The sequence below is a fragment of the Kitasatospora sp. NPDC087271 genome (genome assembly GCF_044744605.1).
Lineage (GTDB): Bacteria > Actinomycetota > Actinomycetes > Streptomycetales > Streptomycetaceae > Kitasatospora.
The window spans coordinates 104,320-125,895 of record NZ_JBIUYQ010000014.1 but is presented as its reverse complement, the minus strand read 5'-3'; the positions used below and the strand labels follow the sequence as shown (position 1 = coordinate 125,895).

Annotated in this window: 16 protein-coding genes; 4 read left to right on the top strand and 12 right to left on the bottom strand. The window is 73.8% G+C overall.

Translation table 11 applies throughout. From position 1 onward, the window contains the following. Positions 1–307: 307 nt before the first annotated feature. On the top strand, positions 308–1,423 hold the full coding sequence (locus tag ACIO9K_RS23385) for a hypothetical protein (protein WP_400332654.1): 1,116 nt from the start codon (positions 308–310) through the stop codon (positions 1,421–1,423). 57 nt (positions 1,424–1,480) lie between these two features. On the opposite strand, the gene ACIO9K_RS23380 is transcribed toward ACIO9K_RS23385, so the two are convergent. The 5 genes from ACIO9K_RS23380 to ACIO9K_RS23360 all read right to left on the bottom strand — a co-directional run bounded on the left by ACIO9K_RS23380 (position 1,481) and on the right by ACIO9K_RS23360 (position 11,510). Beyond that, positions 1,481–6,415 carry a DNA repair ATPase gene (locus ACIO9K_RS23380; protein WP_400332651.1) on the bottom strand — a complete coding sequence of 1,645 codons (4,935 nt, stop codon included), beginning with the start codon at positions 6,413–6,415 and terminating at the stop codon, positions 1,481–1,483. A 74-nt stretch (positions 6,416–6,489) separates the two neighbouring features. Continuing rightward, positions 6,490–8,508, bottom strand: coding sequence for a flotillin family protein (locus tag ACIO9K_RS23375; RefSeq protein ID WP_400332648.1), 2,019 nt, complete (start codon positions 8,506–8,508; stop codon positions 6,490–6,492). 107 nt (positions 8,509–8,615) lie between these two features. Beyond that, the gene (locus tag ACIO9K_RS23370; protein WP_400332645.1) at positions 8,616–9,323 is read right to left on the bottom strand and encodes a hypothetical protein; all 708 of its coding nucleotides are present in this window, start codon (positions 9,321–9,323) and stop codon (positions 8,616–8,618) included. 156 nt (positions 9,324–9,479) lie between these two features. After that, complete coding sequence (locus tag ACIO9K_RS23365) at positions 9,480–10,595, bottom strand: helix-turn-helix domain-containing protein (protein WP_363618769.1); 1,116 nt, start codon at positions 10,593–10,595, stop codon at positions 9,480–9,482. Between the two features lie 99 nt (positions 10,596–10,694). Then, positions 10,695–11,510, bottom strand: coding sequence for a GntR family transcriptional regulator (locus ACIO9K_RS23360; protein WP_363618768.1), 816 nt, complete (start codon positions 11,508–11,510; stop codon positions 10,695–10,697). A gap of 263 nt (positions 11,511–11,773) precedes the next feature. On the opposite strand from ACIO9K_RS23360, the gene ACIO9K_RS23355 reads away from it, so the two are divergent. Beyond that, positions 11,774–12,541 carry a tyrosine-protein phosphatase gene (locus ACIO9K_RS23355; RefSeq protein WP_400332641.1) on the top strand — a complete coding sequence of 256 codons (768 nt, stop codon included), beginning with the start codon at positions 11,774–11,776 and terminating at the stop codon, positions 12,539–12,541. Between the two features lie 19 nt (positions 12,542–12,560). Here the strand turns inward: ACIO9K_RS23355 and ACIO9K_RS23350 are convergent, their stop codons facing one another. Together ACIO9K_RS23350 and ACIO9K_RS23345 are read right to left on the bottom strand one after the other, a co-directional pair. Further along, the gene (locus tag ACIO9K_RS23350; RefSeq protein WP_363618767.1) at positions 12,561–13,424 is read right to left on the bottom strand and encodes an ABC transporter permease; all 864 of its coding nucleotides are present in this window, start codon (positions 13,422–13,424) and stop codon (positions 12,561–12,563) included. Continuing rightward, the gene (locus tag ACIO9K_RS23345; RefSeq protein WP_400332638.1) at positions 13,421–14,335 is read right to left on the bottom strand and encodes an ABC transporter ATP-binding protein; all 915 of its coding nucleotides are present in this window, start codon (positions 14,333–14,335) and stop codon (positions 13,421–13,423) included. Before ACIO9K_RS23345 ends, ACIO9K_RS23350 begins: the two co-directional genes overlap by 4 nt. 134 nt (positions 14,336–14,469) lie before the next feature. Here ACIO9K_RS23345 and ACIO9K_RS23340 point away from each other — a divergent pair, with 134 nt between their 5' ends. Together ACIO9K_RS23340 and ACIO9K_RS23335 are read left to right on the top strand one after the other, a co-directional pair. Further along, a complete protein-coding gene (locus tag ACIO9K_RS23340) occupies positions 14,470–15,645 on the top strand; it encodes a sensor histidine kinase (protein ID WP_400332635.1) in 1,176 nt (391 codons plus the stop codon). Continuing rightward, positions 15,642–16,304, top strand: coding sequence for a response regulator transcription factor (locus ACIO9K_RS23335; RefSeq protein WP_363618764.1), 663 nt, complete (start codon positions 15,642–15,644; stop codon positions 16,302–16,304). Before ACIO9K_RS23340 ends, ACIO9K_RS23335 begins: the two co-directional genes overlap by 4 nt. 132 nt (positions 16,305–16,436) lie before the next feature. Here the strand turns inward: ACIO9K_RS23335 and ACIO9K_RS23330 are convergent, their stop codons facing one another. The 5 genes from ACIO9K_RS23330 to ACIO9K_RS23310 form a co-directional block, all read right to left on the bottom strand. After that, positions 16,437–17,015 carry a hypothetical protein gene (locus tag ACIO9K_RS23330; protein WP_400332633.1) on the bottom strand — a complete coding sequence of 193 codons (579 nt, stop codon included), beginning with the start codon at positions 17,013–17,015 and terminating at the stop codon, positions 16,437–16,439. A gap of 130 nt (positions 17,016–17,145) precedes the next feature. Next, the gene (locus ACIO9K_RS23325; protein WP_400332632.1) at positions 17,146–18,165 is read right to left on the bottom strand and encodes an N-acetylglucosamine kinase; all 1,020 of its coding nucleotides are present in this window, start codon (positions 18,163–18,165) and stop codon (positions 17,146–17,148) included. A 153-nt stretch (positions 18,166–18,318) separates the two neighbouring features. After that, positions 18,319–19,608, bottom strand: a complete 1,290-nt coding sequence (locus ACIO9K_RS23320) for a 6-phospho-beta-glucosidase (protein WP_400332631.1) — start codon at positions 19,606–19,608, stop codon at positions 18,319–18,321. After that, positions 19,608–20,516: a carbohydrate ABC transporter permease gene (locus ACIO9K_RS23315; RefSeq protein ID WP_371519194.1), complete on the bottom strand. Its 909-nt coding sequence runs from the start codon at positions 20,514–20,516 to the stop codon at positions 19,608–19,610. Before ACIO9K_RS23315 ends, ACIO9K_RS23320 begins: the two co-directional genes overlap by 1 nt. 41 nt (positions 20,517–20,557) lie before the next feature. Continuing rightward, positions 20,558–21,556, bottom strand: a complete 999-nt coding sequence (locus ACIO9K_RS23310; RefSeq protein WP_363618759.1) for a sugar ABC transporter permease — start codon at positions 21,554–21,556, stop codon at positions 20,558–20,560. Positions 21,557–21,576: the final 20 nt, after the last annotated feature.

Here is a 21,576-nt window from a genome sequence, read left to right as displayed (position 1 = left end):
CTTAATCTGAACGGGTTGCGCACAGGAAGTCGGACAGGCCGACTTCCTGTGCGCGGGTTCCATCGAGCAGCCAAATGTAGACCGGTCTACATATTTTCCCGGGAGCAAAATGACCCCCGCCGCCGGCGTGCATCGTGGAACGGAGGTTGAGTCACCTCACTCGCCGGGACGCCGAACCGGCGCAGTTCGGCTTGATCGAAACTCTCCCGCGCGGGGGCGCCCTGCGCCGCAACCTGGTCGCTGCTACGACGTTGAACCGGCCATGGACAACAATGCCGCACCGTTCGGTGCTTGGCGAGGACTCTCGTTGGCGGCAGAGACCGCCTGGGTTCCCGACCGCCACATCCTCAGGGCGCTTCATGCCACGACGTTCGGCAACCGGTGGTTCACCCAGATCAGCGCGACCGAGCTGGCGGGCCTGGCCGCCATGCCCGATGCGGCCGTGGTGCTCGGAAGCCGACGCGGCTACTTGGCGGACAGTCCGGGGAACCAGGCCCTCGCGGCCCTGCTACGCGAACGGCCGGAGGAGTTCGGGCTGGTCGGTCCCGTCATCCTCGGTGCGCAGAGCCTGCACTGGGAACCGGACCGGGCGGCCGGGACGGGGCGGCTCGGGTTGGCGGGGGTGCAGTGCTTCGACGGGTTCCAGCGACTCGTCACGATCGCCCACATCTCCCGCGAACTGCCGCCCGCAGACCTGGCCAAGGCCGTCCTGTCGGTCATCGTCGTGACCGGCGACGACCGCCACCGGGTCCGCGAGCTCTGCGACCAGACCGACCGCTACGTCAACTCCGCCGTGCCGCAGGACAACCTCGCCCGTTGTCCGCACCTGCTTGCGGTGCAGGCCGAGTTCCAGGCGGAAGGGAGCTACTTCGACCCCCGGCGAGGCATCGTGGCCGGGCCGCACCCGGTGGGATTCACGCCCGCGGACGTGTTCCGTTCGCTCGCGGCGCTCTCGGCTGCGCCGCGCCCTTATCTGAGCCATCAACTCCACACCCCCGAAGGCCTGGACGCGCTCTGGTCGGACATCACCGGTGCCTCCTACCGGAGCATCGTGCACGAGCACCTGCGGGCGACCAGCGTCCAGGTCGCGGTGGAGGCCAGGCGCGAGACGCAGAAGGCCATCGCCCGGATCCGAAAGCGCCACAACACGGGCTGCTACAAGCTGCTGGAGTACGCGCCCGAACTGGTGACCTGGACGGCCTGCCGGGCCCTTCCGCTGGAGAAGCTCTACGACGGCGGCAGGAACGCGCCGCGCTGGACCGACCTGATCCACGGTGTCCTACCGGCCGAGACCGAGCGGGTCGCCCACCAACTGGTCGCCTCCTACGAGCGGCTGCGCGGCTCGAAGCACATCTTCAAGCTCGCGGCGCCTGAACTCGACCTGTGGCTGGAGCTCGTGGACGACGTCCTCGGCCGGGCGTAGCCGGCCGGTCCTCGTCGGCGGCCGACTCCGGTGGATCCGGGTCGGCCGCCGGGCCTGTCACCCCCGCCACGTGCGCTTGAGCTCGTCCCAGCGGGTGGCCTGGGCGGGGGTGAGGCAGCCTCGGAGTTCGGCCAGCTTCAGCAGCTGTGCTTCGGCGTCGGCGCCGAGGGGCTGGGCTTCGGCGCGGTAGTGGTCGGTGAGGAGGGCGTCGAGTTCGGGGCGGGTGAGGGCCGGATCGAGGCGCTGGGCGAGTTTGGCCATGTTGCGGTAGGAGCCCTGGAGGAGGAACGGGGGTTCGGTGCGGGTGCGGTCGTCCTGGGCGGCGGAGGCCAGGTAGGCGCGGTTGACGGCGAGGACGGTGCCGCGCAGGTGGAGCAGTCCGGCGAGGACGGCGGTCATCCGTTCGACCTCGGCGGCGGGCCAGGCGCCCGCGAGGGTGCCGCCCGGGGTGCCGGTGGCGCGGGCCAGCAGGGTGTCCAGGTCGGCGCGGTCGGCGGTGGCGAGCGGGGCCAGGTGCGGGTTGGCGGGCAGCGCGTTCTCGACGAAGCTGAGCGCGAAGAGGTCCTCGCGCCCGGCGATGACGTCGCCGAGGTTCCAGACGTCGGCGCGGTTGGCGAGCATATCGGGCAGCCGGAAGAGGCGGCCGGACTCGGTGTACGGGTTGGCGGCCATGACGACGGCGAAGCGCTTGCCGCGCAGGTCCCATTCGCGGGCCTCGCCGTCCCACACCCCGTCGATCCGGCGCTGGGCGTCGCAGAGCGGGATGAAGCGCTGGAGGAGCTCGGGCGAGGTGTGCTGGACGTCGTCGAGGTAGAGCAGCACGTTGTCGCCCGCGTGCAGGGCGAAGTTGAGCTTCTCGATCTCGCGGCGGGAGGTGGCGTCGGGGGCCTCGGCGGGGTCGAGGGAGGTGACCCGGTGGCCGAGCGCGGGGCCGCTGACGGTGACCAGCAGCAGGCCGAGCTGTTTGGCGAGGTACTCGACGAGGGTGGTCTTGCCGTAGCCGGGCGGGGAGACCAGGAGCAGCAGGCCGCTGCGGTCGACCGGTCCGCCGGCGTCGGCGGTGCCGAGCTGTTTGGCGAGGTTGTCGCCGACCAGCGGCAGGTAGACCTGGTCGATGAGCTGGTTGCGGACGAAGCCGTTGAGCGGGGCCGGCCGGTAATGGTCGAGTCGTAGCCGGGTGTGCTCGGCGGCCAGCAGGTCGGCGCGCAGCCGCTGGTAGGCGCGGTGTCCGGGGGCCTCGGTGGCGGCGAACTCGGCGACGCGGGTCAGGAGTTCGTCGAGGCGAAGGTCGAGTGCGCCGCCCGGGAGCCGGGGGTGGTCGCCGAGCAGTCCGGTGAGGCGGGTGGTGGCGGCGCCTTCGGCGGGTCGGCGTGGCAGGGACGGGCAGAGGAGCGCGGCGGCGGCCTCGGCGAGGTCGCCGGGGTCGGCGTCGGCGGCGCTCGACTCCAGCCAGGCCTGGGCGAGTTGGCGCCGGGCGGGCAGCAGGGCGGGTTCGGCGGGCAGTGCGGCCAGCGCTTCGGTGAGGCCGGCGGACTCGGGTGCGGCGTGGAACTTGTCGAGCAGTGCGGCGGCCCCCGGCGCGTACGCGAACGTGGGTGTGGCGGCGGCGAGTTCGGCCACCAGGTACGGGCCGGCGGGCTGCGGGTACGAGGTGAACTCCGAGACGGCGGAGCTCAGTTCGTCGGACAGGTCGGAAAGCGCGGCCAGGGCCGCGGGTGCGGCCGGGGCCGGCGCGGTCGGGTTCGGAGCGGTCGGGCCCGGCGCGGTCGGGTCCGATGCTGTCGGGTCCGGTGCGGTCGGCTTCGGCACGGCGACGAAGGCCTGCCGGGCGAGGGTGAGGGCGAGGGCGAGCGAGCGGGCCCGGGTGTGCCAGACCAGTCGCTGCCGCTCGTCGGCGCCGTGCGCCCAGTACAGCTGCGCGGCCGCCCGGGCGGCCGCCGGGTGGCGCAACAGGCCTGCCTCGGCGTGGAGTTCGAGCAGGGCGCGGAGCAGTAGCGCCGCGTCGTGGTCGTGGACGCCGCGCTGGTAGCCCTCGTCCGGGCGCTGTTCGGCGGCGCGGCGGACGAACTCCAGCAGGTCGTCCTCGGTGCGCAGGGTGTCGCGCAGGGCGTCCAGCCCGTCCGGTTCGGCGGCCAGCAGCAGGCTGGCGGCGAGGTATTCGGACCGGTAGAGCGCGGGGGTCTCGGAGGGCAGCGGCCGGCCCCAGTAGCGCTCGGTGGCGGCGAACGCCGGGTCGGTGACGGGGGAGCGGTAGTCGGTGCCGGTGAGGGTGAAGGCGGGGCGGCCGCGCCAGGGGACGAGGGTGAGTTCGGGCCGCTGGGTGGTGACGGCGAACAGGTGGCGGCCCAGCCGCAGGGTGCCGGGGCCGTCGCCGGCGAGTTCGGCGCGGTCGCGCCGGGCCCGGTGGGCGCGGCTGCGGGCGGCGCGCAGCCGTCCGGTCAGCTCCTCGGCCCGGACCCGGTCGCCGAGTGAGGTCAACTGGGCGGCGAGGTCGCGGAGTTTGACGGCGGTCGGGTCGGCGGCGAGGGCGGCGTCGATCTCGGCCGCGGTGTCGAGGGCGGTGAGCCGCCGGTGCAGGGTGTCGAGGATGCGTTCGGCGGAGGCGGCGATCCGGTCGGCGCGGCGGGCCCGTTCCTCCAGCAGGTGCTGGCGGCGGGCGGTGAGGGCGTCGTGGATTCCGGTGCGCCGGTCGGCGAGTCGTTCGCCCAGCGCCGGGTCGGCGTCGGCGAAGCGGGTCTCCAACTGCTCGATCCGCAGCAGGAGTCGGCCGAGCTGGTCGTCGCAGGCCTCGGGGGTGTCGGCGGCGGCGAGCGCGGCGGTGGTGGCCTGGGCGAGCAGGGCGGTTTCGGCGGCGAACTCGGCGGCGGCCTCGCGGGTGCGCAGGTCGCGGCGGCGGACGGTGAGGGCGGCGCGGGCGCGGTTGAGCAGCCCGAGGACGTCGGCGAGCCGGTCGAGGATGGCGGTGCGGGTGGTGGCGTCGGCCAGGTCGAGGGTGCCGACGAGCTCCGAGACGGTCTGCAACGCCTCGCTCTGCTCGGAGATCTGGAGGCCCAGCGGCTCGGCTTCGGCGGCGGTGGCGAGGGCGGCGCAGCGGTCGGCGAGTTCGCCTGCGCGCCGGCGGTGCGGGGCGAAGGCCTCGGGTTCGGCGAGGTGTCCGACGGCGCGGGCGGCGGCCTCGGTCAGGCCCTCGGCGAGGTGGGCGGCGAGCGCGTCGATCCGGGCGGGGTCGGCGCGCGGCAGGTCGCGCAGCGCCTCGATCCGGCCCTGGGCGCGGCGCAGCCCGGCGAGCCGGTCGACCCATTCGGCGGCGTCGGCGAGGGTCTCGCCGCGGGCGGTGCGCAGCAGGCCTTCGACGTGTTCGGTGGCCTGTTCGGTCTGCCGGGCGGCGTGCGCGGTGAGTTCGGCGACGGCCTCGTACTCGGCGATGACCTGCCGGGCGCTGTCGCGGATCTCGGCGAGCGGGGCGGCGAGGTCGCCGAGGCCGGGCTGGCCCAGCCAGTGGTGCCGGTCGGCGGTGCGGGTGCAGGCGGCGAGGACGGCCTGGTGGCCGGCCGGGGTGTCGGCGCCGGCGGCGGCGAGCCGGGCCAGGGAGAGGCAGTCGGCGAGGCCGCGGACGAGGTCGGCGTTGCCGATCCGGGCGAGCGGGCCGGTGCCGGGCGGCTGCGCGGCCGCGTGGCGCTCGCTGGTGAACGGGGTCTGCCACAGCTGGACGGGGTGCAGCCGGGTGGGCCCGTCCTCGGCCGGGCGGAGGGCGATCAGGGTGCCGTCGGCGAGCAGCGCGTAGCCCTGGCAGGGCAGCGGGGCGGCGGCCTCCTGGCGGACGCTGTTGTACGGCTGGAGCAGGGCGCGGCCGTCGGCGGGGGAGCGGAACTCGTACAGCACGTCCTCGCCGTTGGGCGAGACGAGGGTGCGCTCGTAGGCCAGGCCGTCCACCGGCTGGTCGTAGCTGCGCACGGTGCCGTCGGCGAGGTGGCAGCCGCCGGGGAAGGCCACGCCCTGGTCGGCGGGCAGCCGCAGGCAGGCCTGGCCGAGCGCGTCGATCCGGGTGACCCGGCCGGTGGGCAGGTGGCAGACCAGGTGCCGGACGGTCTCCTCCTGGTACGGGCGCACGCGCACCAGCAGCAGGGTGCCGAGCCGGGCGTGGGCGATCTGGGCGTCGGCGAGGGTCTGCAGGGCCTCGGCGAGGGGTTCGCGGTGCAGCTCGCGGCCGTCGGGGGCGGTGACGGTCAACCGGCCGCCGTCGATGCCGAGCCGGAGTTCGCCGCCGAGGTCGGCGCGCGGTGGGCTGCCGGGGGCGGCGGGCAGCTGGTCGTCCCGGGTGAGGGTGGTCCAGGCGAGCTGCTGGCCGTCGGCGGCGGTGTGGTCGCGTTCGCCGCGCCCGTCCTGGTAGGCGGGGTGCCCGTCGTCGGCGAGGTCGTCGACGGGGCGCCAGCGCAGCACCCGGACGTCGGCGGCGGCGGGGCCGGTGCGGAAGACGGCGAGCAGGCGGCCGCCGACGGGGCGCAGCCGTTCCAGTCGGGCGTCGCGGAAGTAGCGGTGCAGGTCGGCGAGGTCCTGGCGCACGCGCGGGTCGTCCAGCAGCGTGCCCTCGGTGGGGGCGGGGGTGAGGTCGGGGTGGTGGACGCTCAGGACCTCGCCGAGCGGCCCGGCACCCGGGGAGCCCTCGGACGGGGCGCCGGCGGAAACGGAGCCGGAGGCGGAGATGGTGGCGGAGACGGTGGAAGCGGAGACGGCGGTGTCGGGCGCGCTGCCCGGGCGGGTGCCGAGCAGCAGCAGCCCACCGGCGGCGGTGAGGTCCTGCGGGAGGCAGGCCCGGCCGGTGGTGAGCCGGCCGGTGCCGACCAGCCGCAGCTCCCCGCCGCCGAACTCCTCGACCCGGCGGGCGTTCAACGCCTGCGCGCGGTCGGCGAGTTCGGCGGCGGACCGGGCGAGTCGGCCGCGCAGGACCTCATAGGTGCCGGCGTCGAGCCGGGCGTCGAGGGCGTCCACCACGTCAGTTCCTCAACTACTCGGTTTCTCGACTGCTCAGGAGATCGGGTACTCAGACGACTCAGGCGACTCGGCGCTCACTTGGAGCCGTTGACCGACGCCAGTGCCCCGATCGACGTCTCGGCGATCCCCAACTTCTGCGCTGAGGTGAGCAGTTGCCGCAACTGCCCGGCCTGCTCGCCGCCTCCGGCGCCGATCATCCGCATCAGCAGCGCGGACACCGTCAGGTTCTGCACGTCCGCCGTGGACACCGAGGACAGCACCCGGGTCAGGTCCTCGGTGAAGCTGGCACTGCCGTCGAGCCAGGGCCCGGCCAGGGCCTGGGCGGTCTGCGAGTGCCCGACGAAGGCATCGACGCTCTTGGCGGCCGTCACCGACTGCACCAGGCGGTCGAAGAACACCCCGTCCCCGCCGACGATGTCGATCTTCGCCTTCTCCAACCCGGCCGCGACCAGCGCGGCCTGCGCCTCGGCGATCTGTCGCTGGGTGTCCAGCCCGGCCAGCCGGACGTCCTTCTCGGCGGCCAGCCGCAGCCGGTACTCCTCGTGCCCGCGCGAGGCCTCGTCCAGCTTCGCCATCGCCGCGGCCTTCTCGGTGAGGCCCTCGGCCTCGGCCTTCAGCTTGGCGCCGATCTCCAGCGCGGCGGCCTTCGCCTTCTCGGCCTGGACGGCGGCCTCGGCGCGGCCGACCTTCTCCACCGCCGCGGCCTCCTGCTCGCGCACCTGCACCTGGGCCAGCCCCTCGGCGGCGGCCTCCGCCCGGATGCCCTCGGCCATCCGGATCTTGGCGGTGGCGTCCAGTTCGGCGGCCTGCTGGCGGGCCTCGGCCAGCACCAGCGACTCGCGGGCCTTGTGCGAGGCGGCCTGCTCGGCGGCCTCGGCGGCCTTGATGTCCTTGACGAGCTTCTCCTGCGCCTGCGCCTCGGCCTGGATGATCACCGCGAGGCGGGTGCGCTCGGCGTCCTCGGTGGCGCGCAGCGTCTTGACGGCCTCCTCCTGCTCGGCGACGGTCCGCTCCACCGCCACCCGCTCGCGGACCACGTCGGCGACCTCCCGCCGGCGGGACTCGACCTCCTTCTGCTTGGCCATGGTGGCGAGTTCGGTCTCCCGGTCGCGGCCGATGACCTCCAGCAGGCGGTCCTTCTCGATCCGCTCGTTCTCCACCGCGATCACCCGCTCGCGATTCTTCTGCGCCACCGCGACCTCGCGGGCCTGGTTCTCGCGCTGCACGCCGAGTAGTTCCTCGGTCCGGAGGAAGGCGGTCTGGGCGTTCAGCCGCTCCTCCTCCTGGACCCGGGCGATCACCGCGTCCTCCGTGGCCCGCAGGGTCTCGATCTCGCGGCGCTGGCGGATCTCGGCGTCGGCCTGGCGGCGCTGGAGTTCGAGGACGGCCTCCCGGGCGTCCACGTTCTGCCGGGTGATCTCCTTCTCCTCGGTGCGCTGGTACTCGTTGGTGCGCACGTGCTCGATCGCCGTCAGCTCGGTGATCTTGCGGATGCCCTGGGCGTCGAGGATGTTGTCGGAGTCCAGCTGGTTCATCGGGGTCTGTTCGAGGTGGTCGATGGCCGCGTCCTCAAGGGTGTAGCCGTTGAGGTCGGTGCCGATGACCGCGATGATCTGGTCCCGGAACTCGTGCCGGTGCGTGTAGAGGTCGGTGAAGTCGAGCTGCTTGCCGACGGTCTTCAGCGCCTCGGCGAACTTGGCCGCGAAGAACTCCTGGATCGCGGACGGGTCGCTGGCGCGGGCGGTGCCGATGGCCTGCGCGACCTTGATGACGTCCTCGACGGTCTTGTTCACCCGCACGAAGAAGGAGATCCGGATGTCCGCCCGGATGTTGTCCCGGCAGATCAGCCCGTCCCGGCCGGCGCGGTGGATCTCCACCGTCTTCACCGAGATGTCCATCAACTCGGCCTTGTGCAGCACCGGGAGGACGATCGCGCCGGTGAAGGTGACGTCCACCTTCTTGGTGCGGGAGACGATCAGCGCCTTGCCCTGCTCGACCTTCTGGAACAAGCGGCCCACGAACAGCAGCATGGCGAGCACGATGAGCAGTACGACGGCGACGAGAATGCCGAAACCCACGGCGATGGTGTCCATCACGGAGTCCTTTGACGAGATGACGAGATGGTGCGAAGTCGAGCGGACGAAAGCGGAACGAGCGGGACAAAGAGGGTGAAAAGGGGGTAAGGGGACGCCCGGGGGAGTCAGCCGCCCGGTAGCGCCGGGTCGAACGGCGCCACCAGGAAGTGCTCGCCGTCGGCGTCGTAGTCGAAGATCAGGGCGGTGCGGCCGGCCGCCAGCCCGGGCTCCTCGGTGAGCGTGCGGACCTGGACGGTCGCGGTGGAGCCGTCCTCGGCGGTGACCTCCGCCTGCCCGAAGTCGGCCGTCACCCGGCCGGTGCGGATCACGCAGACGCGGCCGACGAAGTCCCCCCGGGTCGCCGGACGGTCCTCGGGGAACAGCCGGGACAGCGGCCGGACCAGCAGTCGGGTGCCCGCCCAGGAGGCGACCAGCGCGACGGCGAACACACCGCCGCGCGCCGGTGCCCCCGAGGTGAGGACGGTGCCGGCCAGGCTGACGAACCAGGCGAGCGCGACCAGCAGCGACACCGCCACCGTCACGGGCACCCCGCCCAGCCCCAGCGCGCCCAGCACGCCTCCGTGGTGGTGGGCGCCCCCGCCGTCGGCGCCGTGCCCCCCGTGTCCCCCGTGGGCCCCGTGCCCCCCGGCACCGTGGCCCAGGTCGCCCGCGTGACCGGCGTGACCGGCATGCCCGACGCCGTGTCCCCCGTGCAGGGCGTCGAACCCCAGGCCGCCGACCAGCATCAGCAGCCAGTACCCGACCACCACCACCAGCGCGAAGCTGAACAGCGCCGTCGGAAAAGCCAGCGCGGCCGCGACGAATCCCCCCATCCCGGCCACGCTCCCCCGCTGTTCCCACGGCACCGCACCTCGGCGCCATGGAGATCGTGACAGCGGAGGGGCCGTTCGCACATTGCCAGGATCCGGCAATCTTTACGGCCCTTTGACACCCTGGAACGCACCGCCCGGGGGGCGTTTGGCCGCCGCCTACAGCGGCTGCTCCGGCCAGTTCAGCAACCGGGCCCCCATCGCCGCCGTCTCCAGGGTGAACCGTTGCAGGGCGTCCGACGGGTCGTAGCCGGTCAGCGCCTTGATCCGCTCCAGCCGGTAGCCGAGCGTGCGCACGCTCAGCCCCAGCCGCCGGGCCGCCTCCGCGTTCACGTACGCGGCCTCCGCCTGCACCGCGATGGTGTCCAGCAGGGGGCGGGCGCCGCCGCGCGCCTCGGTCAGCGGGCCCAGCACGCTGCGCACCAGGTCGGCCATCGCCGCCCGGTCGCGCATCAGCACGGGGAAGACCAGCAGTTCCTCGGCCTTCAGCTGCCGCGCCGGCAGGTCCAGCCGGTCCGCGTAGTCCAGCGCGCCCAGCGCCTCCTCGTAGCTGCGCAGCACCCCGCTGGCCCCCGAGTGCCGGCGCCCGGTGGCCACCCGCAGCACCGGGCGGTAGCCGGGGCCGGGGCGCAGCGCCAGGTCGGCGAAGGCCTCCAGGAGGGCGCGTTCGGTGTCCGGGGCGATGCACACCAGCCGGCCGTCCTTGCCGGCGAGCAGGACGTCCCGCTCGCCGAACCGCCCGACCAGCTCCCGTTCCACCCGGTGCACCAGCGGGTGGACGTCCGCGTACGGCGTGTCGCCGACGGCCACCGCCACCGCGTACGCGCCCGCCAGCCGCAGCCCGAACCGCTCGGCGCGCTCCGCCAGCAGGCCCAGGTCGCTGCGGCCGTACAGCAGGTCGTCGATGAACTCGCGCCGCGCGGACTCCTGTTGGCGCACGGCCATGCGCTGCGCGCGCTCGTGTCCCTCGCCGAGCGCGGCCAGTGCGGCCTCGGTCGCCGCGAGCACGGCGTCGCCGATCCGGCGCAGTTCCCCGGTGCCGCCCGCCGCCGTGATGCCCGGCAGCGTCTGCCAGGCCCGCCGGGTGGCCGCCAGGCAGTGCGCGACGACGTCGCGCAGCCCGTACCCGGCCTCGGCGCAGTGCTCGCCCAGCGTGCGCAGGCACTCCAGTTCGTCCCGGCGCAGCAGCCTCCCGGTGCGGGAGGCGTCGGCGAGCAGCCCGAGGTAGGCCTCGGCGAGTTCGGTGGGTATGTCGTGCTCGGTCCCCTCGGACACCGCGGTACTCCGCCCCCCGTGACGCGTGATGATCCGGCGCGGAACTTTAGCAGGATCGATACGACGCCGAACGGTGCGGGGTGGGCGGCTGACCTGGTGCTATCGCGGGCCGGACGGAGGTCCGGGCGGCAGGTCGGCCGCAGGGTCGGCAGGGGGCTCCGGCCGGGGCTCGCGGAAGTTCAGGACGAAGCGCGCGCTGCTGCCGTCGATCCGCCGCCGGACGTACAGCGCCGGGGCACCGTCCGGGGTGCAGCTGACCCCCTCGCGGACCAGCAGCGGGGTGCCCGGCGGGACGCCCAGCAGCTCGGCGTCGGCCAGATCCGCGCCGATCGCGCCGAACGCCCGCCAGTCGTACTCCAGCTCCACCCCGGCCGCGCGGGCCAGGTCCAGCACCAGGTTCCCGGGCCGGCCGGGCCGCACCAGGGCGTCCGGCAGCGGGCCGAACGGCACCCAGTAGCTGCACGCGGCCCGGGCCCGCCCGCCGAGCCGGATCACCGTGTCCACCCGGGACAGCTCGGCCGGCGCCCGGCCCAGCTGCCGGGCCGCCTCCTCGTCCTCCGCCGACCCGGCCACCGGCGGGGTGCCCAGCACGAACTCGCCGTCGCCGGTGTCGGGGAGCGCGGCGTGCACGCTGCCCAGGTCGAAGCGCTGGCTGCGCGGGTCCACCGCGATCGAGACGCGGACGGCCGGCGGGCGGACGAATGTGCCCACGCCCCGCCGGATCTCCACCACGGCGGCCCGCTCCAGCTCCGCCACCGCCTGCCGGACGGTCAGCCGGTTCACCCCGAACTCGGCGCTCAGCTCGGGCTCGCTCGGCAGCCGGGCGCCCGCCGGGTACGCGCCGGCGTCGATCCGTTCCTGGAGCCGCCGGGCCAGCCGTCGGTAGAGCGGGGTGCTGGGAGGGTTCGTCGCCACACGCCCGATCCTACGAACCCCGAGCCCGCAGCCGCCCGCAGCCTGCCCAAGGCAGGGGGCGCAGCCCGCCCACGGCCGGGCCCGCAGCCTGCCCGCCCCGTCCCCTCCCTCCGGTCGACGGGACCGGTCGGCGGGGGTGGGATGGAGGGGTGCGGGCGGCCGTGGTTTGCCCCGCACCCCGGGGAGGGACTAGACATCTAGATGTCTTGATGCACGTCTGGATGCCCGGCCCCTCCCCACGGCCCCACCGAAAGGCCCCGCGCATGTCCCTGGTCAACTTCCGCGACTCCGCCGTCCTCGGCGACCCCGAGGGCCGGCGGATCCGCCCCGGCGTGCTGTACCGCTCCGCCCAGCCGTTCCCGGCCGCCGACGAGGCCACCGTCGCCCAGCTGCGCGCCTGCGACATCCGCACCATCGTCGACCTGCGCGACACCCGTGAGACCGACCCCGCCGACTGGGCCGCCGCAGAGGCCACCGGGATAGCCGTCGTCGCCGCCCCGGTGAACCCCACCGGCGACGGCCTCGCTGCCCGGATGCGCACCATGGCCACCGCCGCCGACCTCGGCGACTACTACGTGCTGCTGGCCGAGTCCGCGCCCGAGGCCGTCACCGCCGCCGTCGAGGCCGCCGCCCGCCCGGGCGCCGTCCTCCTGCACTGCGCCGCCGGCAAGGACCGCACCGGCCTGCTGACCGCCCTGCTGCTGGACCTCCTCGGCGTGCCCGCCGAGCGGATCGTCGCCGACTACGCCCGCACCGCCGACGCCCTGCCGCAGATCTTCGCCGGCCTCTCCGAGCGCCACCGCACCGCGCTCAACGCCCGCGGCGCCCGGGTCACCGACTCCGAAGGCCGCGAACTCACAATCCCCGCCCCGCTCCTCGACGCCCCGGCTGAGGCCATGGCCGTCTTCCTCGACCGCGTCCGCACCCGCCACGGCGGCGCCGAGGCCTTCCTCCCGGCCTGCGGCGTCCCCGCCGCCACCCTCGGCGCCTTCCGCGCCAAGGCGGCCGCCGCGGCGGCCTCGGCCGTCTGACACCCGGCTTCCGTCGGGCTCAGACGTCCCGCCGCCGCATCAGGACCACCGTCGCCGCCAGCGCGACGGCCGCCCAGGCGCCCAGGGTGATCCAGGAGTCCAGCACGCTCGGCGCGTACTTGCCCATCGTCGTCGAGGAGTTGGGGTTGATCGTCAGCCTCCCCTCGGCGGCGAGCGGCAGGTGGTTGCCGATCTCCTTCAGCCAGCGGTAGCGGTCGCCGCCGAACAGCATCGGCACGATGAACAGCAGCATGACCAGCGAGACGATCGAAGCGGTGGCGTGCCGCAGCAGGGCGCCGAGGGCCATCCCGATCAGCGCGCAGACGGGCACGATCGCCGCGTAGCCGAGGACGGCCCGCAGGCAGCCCTCGTCGGTGATGGAGAGCCCGGCGTGCCGGGAGGCCAGCATGGCGTTGCTGCCGAAGAAGGACACCGCGGACACCACCGCCCCGGCGAGCGAGGTGAGGCCGGCGATCAGCACCACCTTGGCCACGGCCACGCCCCGCCGGTCGGGCACCGCGGCGAAGGTGGTGCGGATCATGCCGGTGGTGTACTCGCCGAACACGGTGATCGCGCCGAGGCTGCCGGCCGCGACGGCCATCAGGGCGCCGGAGATGCTGCTGAGGCCGTGGAAGAGCGGGTCGTACCGGTACGGCGGGAAGCCGGGCACCGGCGGGCGGGGGTGGTCGATGTAGGTGAGGTCGGTGTGGACGGCGTTCAGGTTGACCACGATCGCGGCCAGCGAGGCGAGCGCCAGCACCCAGTACGTGGACCGCAGCGAGCGCAGTTTGATCCACTCGGCGGCGAGCAGGTCGCCGAACCGGGGCCGCGGTTCGGCCGGGCGGGTGAGGGGGCGGGCGGGGGCGAGGGCGGCGGTACTCATCGGGCATCTCCTGCCGGGTATTCGACGCTGTCGGCGGTCAGGGACATGAACGCCGACTCCAGGGACGAGGTACGGGTGGCGAGCTCGTGCAGCACCAGGCCGTGCCGCAGGGCGAGTTCGCCGATCCGGGCCGCGGGCAGCCCGGTCACCACCGCGCCGTCCGGCTCCTGCGCCTGCCGTACGGCCGCCCCTTCGGCCCGCAACACCTCGGCGAGCGAAGGCAGTTCGGGCGTCCGGACGGCCACGCTGGTGACGGCGTTGCGGGCGGAGAACTCCGCCAGGCTCTCGTCGGCGATCAGCCGGCCCCGGCCGATCACCACCAGCCGGTCGGCGGTGTGCTCCATCTCGGCCATCATGTGGCTGGAGACGAAGACCGTCCGTCCCTCCTCGGCGAGGCGGCGGAACAGGCCGCGCACCCACAGCACGCCCTCCGGGTCGAGGCCGTTGAGCGGCTCGTCGAACAGCAGCACCGGCGGGTCGCCGAGAAGCGCGCCGGCGATGCCGAGCCGCTGCTTCATGCCCAGCGAGTAGCCGCCGATCCGGCGCCCGGCGGCCTTGCCGAGGCCGACCTCGGCGAGCACCTCGTCCACCCGCCGGAGCGGGATGCGGTTGCCGCGGGCGAGCGCCGACAGGTGGGCCCGGGCGCTGCGCCCGCCGTGCACGTCCTGGGCGTCCAGCAGGGCGCCGACGTGGCGCAGTCCGCGCGGCCGGTCCGCGAAGGGCGCGCCGTCCACCGTGACGGACCCCCCGGTCGGGGTGTGCAGTCCCAGGATCATCCGCAGCGTGGTGGACTTGCCCGCGCCGTTGGGGCCGAGGAAGCCGGTGACGGTGCCCGGCCGGACGGTGAAGGTCAACTGGTCGACGGCCGTGGTGGCGCCGTACCGCTTGGTCAGTCGCTCGATCTCGATCACGGGGACAACGGTGCCGTCCGGGGCCCCGGCCGGGCATCGGGCCGAGGGCCACAACCGCCGGCCGCCGCACTGGCCCGGGGGATTACGCCCTCGGGCCGATGTGCCGCCGCGCGGGCCGCCGTTACCATCGGGCGATGATCACCAACCCTCGTCCGCCCCTGCTCAGGCGCCTGCCGCCGGGCGTCTGGGTGGCGGCGTTCTGGGTGGCCGTCATCACGTTCCGCGGCTTCCAGCGGAGCGACGAGCTGGCCCACCTGTTCCGCTACAACGGCAACTTCGAGGACATGCCGTTGCTGGTCACCGCGGTGGTCACGATCCTGATGGCCTCGCTGCTGGTCCGGCTGCCGCTGCTGGCGGTGGCGATCCCGCTGGCGGCGTGCGTCTTCACGATCGGCATGCGGATCCAGGAGACGGCCGTGGTGCAACTGCTGCTCGCCGAGGTGGCGATCGGCTACTGCACGGCCACCCGCTCCCGGGCCGTGTCGCTGTGCGCCGCCGCGATGCCGGTCGCCATGGTGGCCGTCCTGGCGGTCTGGCGGGTGGCGAACGACTACCACACCGACTTCGTCGCCCAGGCCGCGTTCGCCTCGACCGCCGCGATCGCCTGGCTGGTCGGCAACACCGTCCGGCAGAACCGCGTGCACGCCGAGGCCCTGCGCAGCCGCGCCACCGAGCAGGCGATCACCGCCGAACGGCTGCGGATCGCCCGAGAGTTGCACGACATGGTCGCCCACAGCATCGGCATCATCGCGATCCAGGCCGGGATGGGCAGCCGGGTCATGGACACCCAGCCCGCCGAGACCCGCAACGCGCTGAACGCCATCGAGGCGACCAGCCGGGAGACCCTGGCCGGGCTGCGCCGGATGCTCGGCGCGCTGCGCCAGGGCGAACCGGAGTCCGCGCCGATGGAGGTCGCCCCGGGGCTGGGCGAGCTGGACCGGCTGGTCGAGCAGACGGCCGGCGCGGGCGTGCGGGTCGCGCTCACCCGCCTCGGAGAGCCCCGCCCGCTGCCGCCCGAGGTGGACCTCGCCGCCTACCGCATCGTGCAGGAGGCGGTCACCAACGTGGTCAGGCACTCCGGCACCCGGGACTGCCGGGTCACCGTCGACTACGGCCCGGAGGAGGTCGCCGTCACCGTCGTCGACCTCGGCGCCGGAGCCGTCGGGCCGTCCGCCGGTTCCGGTTACGGCATCGCCGGCATGCGCGAGCGGGTCGGCCTGCTGCACGGCGAGTTCAGCGCCGGCCCGCGCCCCGCGGGCGGCTTCCAGGTCGCCGCCCGACTGCCGCTCCCCGTGGAGGTCTCCCCGTGATCCGTGTCGTCCTGGTCGACGACCAGCCGCTCATCCGCACCGGTCTGCGCGTGCTCATCGCCGACACCCCGGACCTGGAGGTCGTCGGCGAGGCCGGCAACGGCGCCGAGGCGGTGGAACTGGTCGGCCGGCTGCGCCCCGACGTCGCCGTGATGGACATCCGGATGCCCGGCATGGACGGCATCGAGGCCACCCGCCGGATCACCGCCGACCCCGGCCTGCCCACCCACGTCCTCGTCCTCACCACCTTCGACGACGACGACTACGTGTACGGCGCGCTGCGGGCCGGGGCGGCCGGCTTCCTGGTCAAGGACCTCGCCCTGGAGACCATCCTCGACGGCGTCCGGGTGGTCGCCGCCGGGGACGCCCTGATCGCGCCGAGCATCACCCGCCGGCTGATCGGCGAGTTCGCCGCCCGCCCGCAGCCCACCGCCGCCCGGTCCGGCCGGGCGACGGTCGACGGGATCACCGACCGTGAGCGCGAGGTGCTGACGCTGGTCGGCCGCGGGCTGTCCAACGGCGAGATCGCCGAGGAGCTGACCATCAGCGTGGCCACCGCCAAGGCGCACGTGGCCCGGCTGTTCACCAAGCTGGACGCCCGGGACCGGGTCCACCTGGTCATCCAGGCTTACGAGTTCGGCCTCGTCGCCCCGTCCTGAGCCGGTCCCGGGCCGGTCCCGAGCCGATTCTGACCCGGTCCCGAGCCGGTCCTGAGCCGATCTTGAGTCAGTTCCGACCCGGTCCCGGGCCGATCCTGGCCCGGTCCCGAGCCCAGCCGGTCCACGGCGGGATCACGGTTCGACCAGCTCCCCGATCCGCATGATCCGCCCGTGCGAGTCCAGCACCACGTCGTACACGTTGCCGTAGCACCCGTACGGCGCGTCGTCGGGTTCGTGCTCGGCCAGGCAGTCCTCCAGGTGCCCGAGCACGTCCTCCAGCCGGACGGTTCTGGTCGGGTCGCCGTGCGGGCGGTCGACGAGCGTGGCCTCGACCCCGGCGGTCGCGAAGCCGTAGCGGGCCGGCGTCCCCGTCCCCTCGTAGCGGGCCTCGTCGCAGGAGTAGCGGGCGGGCTGGGCGGTGACGTCGCCGTCCTCGGTGGCGAGGACCACGAGGACGGTGTGTCCGGGGCGTTCGGTCGGGGTCGGGGTGGCGCAGTCGGCGGTGGGGACGGGGGAGGTGTCCATGCTGGGCTCGGGGTCGGCGAGGTCGTCGCCCAGCAGGTCGTCCTCGTCGTCGTACGCCCCGTCGGCGGCGGCCGCGGCGGAGGCGGCGGCGACGGTGGGCGCGGAGTCGGCGGGAGTGCAGGCGGCGAGGGCGGCTGCGGCGGTACAGCAGAGCAGCGCGGCGAGGAGGGTTCGGGGCACGGCCATGGCACTAGTCTCCCCGGACAGCGGCGGAACTCGTCACGCAGGTACACGACTGGTGCACGGGCTGTGGTTCCCGCCGCCGCCGGATGTGCGGATCCGGCGGCGGCGGGAGTCTTGAGGGGCGGCGTAACGGTCAGGCGGCGACGGGCCGCTGCGCCTCGTACGCCTCGCGCAGCCGGGCCTGGGCCTCGGGGCCCGCCCCGAGGTGGTCGAGTCCGAGCAGCGCCGCGCCCAGGACGGGCGGCGCGACGACGACCCGCGGTTCGGCGAGCGGCGCGGCCTCGGCCAGACGGGCGGTCAGGTTGTCGAGCAGCAGCGGCTGCCGGGAGGAGATCACGCCGCCGCCGAGCACCAGCGGGGTCCGTGCGTCGAGCAGTTCCAGCCGCCGCAGGGCGACGACGGCGAGCCGGACGATCTCGTCGGCCTGGCGGTCGATCAGCCCCAGGGCGACCTCGTCGCCCTGCTCCGCGACGGCGAACAGCACCCGGACGATCTCGTGCAGCCGGCTGGTCGGCAGGTGCCCGAGGTGGACGGCCTCGGCGACGGCGCCGGCGCTGGGCAGGCCGAAGTGCTCGGCGATGGCGCGGGAGAGCCCGGTGGGGCCGCCGCGGCCGTCCTCGTGGCGGACGGCGTGCCACATGCTGGTGACGGCCAGGCCCCCGCCGCCGCCCCAGTCGCCGGTGAGCTCGCCGAGGGCGGGGAAGCGGGCGGTGCGGCCGTCGGGCAGCAGGCCCACGCAGTTGATGCCGGCGCCGCAGACGACGGCGACGCCGCGCGGGCCGTCGGTGCCGGCCCGCAGCAGGCCGAAGGTGTCGTTGACGACGGTGTTGCTGGCGCCCCAGGGGTGGGATTCCAGCGCGGCGCGCAGGGCCTCCTCCTCGACGGGCAGGTCGGCGTTGGCCAGGCAGGCGCTGACGTGGCTGGTGAGGACGCCGCTCCAGGCGGGGTGGCCGGCCGCGGCGGCGGCCTGCTCGACGAGCGGGGCGAGGCCGGCGACGGCGGCGGCGCCGCCGATCTTCTGGGGTGCGAAGCCGCCGCCGCGGGCGGTGCCGTGGACGGTGCCGTCGGCGCCGATCAGGGCGACGTCGGTCTTGGAGTTGCCGGCGTCGATGGCGAGGACGCCGGGCAGGATCGGTTCGGGCTGGTGGGTCATCAGGTCCCCGCGGCTCGTACGTGGCCCGGCCGTGGCGTTGTCCCCGGCCGGGGGTGATCGGTCTCCTCGCAGTGCCCGGCCCGCGACACCCTCATATCGCGGGCCGGGCTGCTTTCCGGACGGGGCCCGGGTGCGAAGCCGGGCCCCGGGCCGTCAGGCCCAGGCGAGGTGCTCGCGGTTGTGGGCGAGCAGCCGATCGGTGAGCTGGTCGGCGAGTTCGAGCTGGCCGACCAGCGGGTGGGCGAGCAGGGCGTCGAAGACCCGGTCGCGGCCGCCGTGCAGGGCGGCGTCGAGGGCGAGGTGCTCGTACGCGGTGACGGCGGCGATGAGGCCGGCGTACAGCGGCTCGACGGCCCGCTGGGGGAGCGGCCGGACGCCGTTCGCGTCGACCTCGGCCGGGACCTCGATGACGGCGTCGTCGGGCAGGAACGGCAGCACGCCGTTGTTCGGCGCGTTGACGACCTGCACGGACGTCCCGCCGCCGGTGCCGAGCAGCGCGGCGATCAGCTGGACCGCCGCCTCGGAGTAGAACGCGCCGCCGCGCTGGCCGAGGAGTTCCGGCTTGGTGTCGAGGGCCGGGTCGGCGTACATCTCCAGCAGCTGCCGCTCGATCTCGGCGACCTGGGCGGCCCGCGAGCCCTGCACCCTGAGTTCCTCGACGACGGCGTCGTGCTGGTAGAAGTAGCGCAGGTAGTAGGACGGCACGACGCCGAGCCGCTCGATGACGGGCTGCGGCAGGTGCAGGTCCTCGGCGATGGCCTTGCCGTGCGCGGCGAGCAGCTCCGGCAGCACCTCCCGGCCCGTCGCCGATCCCGGGGCGTCGAGCAGGGTGACGCCGCGCTCCCAGGTGAGGTGGTTGAGGCCGACGTGGTCGAGCCGGACCAGTTCCGGGTCGACGCCGAGGTGGGTCGCGAACTTGCGCTGGAAGCCGATGGCGACGTTGCACAGGCCGACGGCCTTGTGGCCGGCGTTGCGCAGCGCGCGGGTGACGATGCCGACGGGGTTGGTGAAGTCGACGATCCAGGCGTCCGGGTTGGCGCGCCGGACCTTCTCGGCGATGTCGAGGACGACCGGGACGGTGCGCAGCGCCTTGGCGAGGCCGCCTGCGCCGGTGGTCTCCTGGCCGACGCAGCCGCACTCCAGCGGCCAGGTCTCGTCCCGGTTGCGGGCGGCCTGCCCGCCGACGCGCAGTTGCAGCAGCACGGCGTCGGCGTCGGCGACACCGGCCTCGACGTCGACGGTGGTGGTGACGACGGCACCGTGCCCCTGCTTGGCGAAGATCCGCCGGGCGAGCCCGCCGATCAGCTCCAGCCGGTCGGCGGCCGGGTCGACGAGCACCAGCTCACCGATCGGCAGGGTGTCGCGGAGCCGGGCGAAGCCGTCGATCAGCTCCGGGGTGTACGTCGAACCGCCGCCGACGATTGCCAACTTGAGTGCGGACATCAGCCCTTGACCCCTGTCAGTGTCACGCCTTCGATGAAGGCCTTCTGTGCGAAGAAGAAGAGGATGATCACCGGTGCCATCACGAGGAGGGTGGCGGCCATGGTGAGGTTCCAGTTGGTGTGGTGGGCGCCCTTGAACGACTCCAGGCCGTACGAGAGCGTCCAGGCCTCGTGGTTGTTGCTGGCGTAGATCTGCGGGCCGAAGTAGTCGTTCCAGCAGTAGAAGAACTGGAACAGGGCGACGGCGGCGATGGCCGGCTTGGCCATCGGCAGCACGACCTTCAGCAGGGTGCGCAGGTCGCCGCAGCCGTCGATGCGGGCGGCCTCGATGTACTCCTTGGGGATGGTCAGCAGGAACTGGCGCAGCAGGAAGATCGAGAACGCGTCGCCGAAGGCCATCGGGATGATGAGCGGCCAGAGCGAGCCGCCGAGGCCGAGCTGCTTGGCCCAGAACAGGTACATCGGGATGACGGTGACCTGCGGCGGGAGCATCATCATGGCGATGACGGCCATCAGCGCCAGGTTGCGGCCCCGGAAGCGGAACTTGGCGAGCGCGTAGGCGACCGGCAGGCTGGAGACGATGGTCAGCACGGTGCCGAGGCCCGCGTAGAGCAGGGTGTTGCGCCACCAGGTGAGGAAGCCGGGGGTGTCCCAGACCTTGCCGTAGTTGCCCCACTGCCAGGAGGTGGGCCAGTAGTCGGTGGTGAGCGCCTGCTGGTCGGTCATCACCGAGGTGAGGAAGGCGAAGACGAACGGCAGCAGGAAGAACAGGGCGGCGGCGATGGCCAGCGAGTGCACGGCCACCCAGTTGAGCACCGCGCGGCGGCGGGCCGCCCGGGCGGCCGGGCCGGAGGCGCGGGAGGTGCCGGCCGGGGCGGGCGCCTTGGTGAGTGTGGAGCTGAGAGTCATGATCGGGTCCTCATCGGTCCGCTGGGTCCGCAGCACACGGACTAGTCGTCGCTCGCCATGAAGCCGGACTTGCGGCGGAGCAGGAGCGAGGTGACGGCCATCGAGATGGCGAACAGCACCAGGGCGACGACGCACGCCGCGCCGTAGTTGAAGCGCTGGAAGCCGAGGTTGTAGACCATCTGCGGCAGGGTCCAGGTGGAGCCCTGCGGGAAGCCGGGCTCGAACTGCTGGCCGGAGTTGCCCGCGATGCCGCCGGCGACCTTCCCGGCGACGATCGCCTGGGTGTAGTACTGCATGGTCTGGATGACGCCGGTGACCACGGCGAACATGATGATCGGCGAGATGTTCGGCAGCGTGACGTACCGGAACCGCTGGAAGGGTCCGGCGCCGTCCAGTTCGGCGGCCTCGTACTGCTCCTTGGGGACGTCGAGCAGCGAGGCCATGAAGATGACCATCAGGTCGCCGATGCCCCACATGGCGAGCATGGTGAGCGCGGGCTTGGACCAGTCGGCGCTGGCGAACCAGCCGGGCTGCGGGAGGCCGAGCTCACCGAGGAAGTGGTTGACCGGGCCGGTGCCGGGGTTGAGCAGGAACGCGAAGGCGACGGTGGCGGCCACCGGCGGTGCCAGGTACGGCAGGTAGAACGCGGTGCGGAAGAAGCCGACGCCGGTCTTGACCTTGGTGATGAGCAGGCCGATGCCGAGGCCGAAGGCGACCCGCAGGCTCACCATGATGAAGACCAGCCACACGGTGTTGCGCAGGCCCTGCCAGAACGCCGGGAGGTCGTTGAAGACGTAGTCCCAGTTCTTCAGGCCGCTGAAGGCGGGGGCGCCGAAGCCGTTGTACTTGGTGAAGGAGAAGTAGACGGTGGAGATCAGCGGGTACAGGAAGAAGACGCCGAAGCCGATCAGCCAGGGGGAGAGGAAGGCGAGGTTGCGGGCCGCCTCCCGGCGGCGCTTCCGGCGCAGCAGGTGCTGCGTGGAGGGCGCCGCCGGGTCGGTCGATCCGGTGCCCTTGCGGGTGCCGAACGCGAGTGACATGGGAGCTCCGTGGACCGTTT

Bases quoted from the DNA above. Each gene is read 5' to 3' on its own strand.
- ACIO9K_RS23375 (WP_400332648.1), bottom strand. From the start codon at position 8,508: ATGGACACCATCGCCGTGGGTTTCGGCATTCTCGTCGCCGTCGTACTG.
- ACIO9K_RS23370 (WP_400332645.1), bottom strand. From the start codon at position 9,323: ATGGGGGGATTCGTCGCGGCCGCGCTGGCTTTTCCGACGGCGCTGTTC.
- ACIO9K_RS23355 (WP_400332641.1), top strand. From the start codon at position 11,774: ATGTCCCTGGTCAACTTCCGCGACTCCGCCGTCCTCGGCGACCCCGAG.
- ACIO9K_RS23350 (WP_363618767.1), bottom strand. From the start codon at position 13,424: ATGAGTACCGCCGCCCTCGCCCCCGCCCGCCCCCTCACCCGCCCGGCC.
- ACIO9K_RS23340 (WP_400332635.1), top strand. From the start codon at position 14,470: ATGATCACCAACCCTCGTCCGCCCCTGCTCAGGCGCCTGCCGCCGGGC.
- ACIO9K_RS23330 (WP_400332633.1), bottom strand. From the start codon at position 17,015: ATGGCCGTGCCCCGAACCCTCCTCGCCGCGCTGCTCTGCTGTACCGCC.
- ACIO9K_RS23325 (WP_400332632.1), bottom strand. From the start codon at position 18,165: ATGACCCACCAGCCCGAACCGATCCTGCCCGGCGTCCTCGCCATCGAC.
- ACIO9K_RS23320 (WP_400332631.1), bottom strand. From the start codon at position 19,608: ATGTCCGCACTCAAGTTGGCAATCGTCGGCGGCGGTTCGACGTACACC.
- ACIO9K_RS23315 (WP_371519194.1), bottom strand. From the start codon at position 20,516: ATGACTCTCAGCTCCACACTCACCAAGGCGCCCGCCCCGGCCGGCACC.
- ACIO9K_RS23310 (WP_363618759.1), bottom strand. From the start codon at position 21,556: ATGTCACTCGCGTTCGGCACCCGCAAGGGCACCGGATCGACCGACCCG.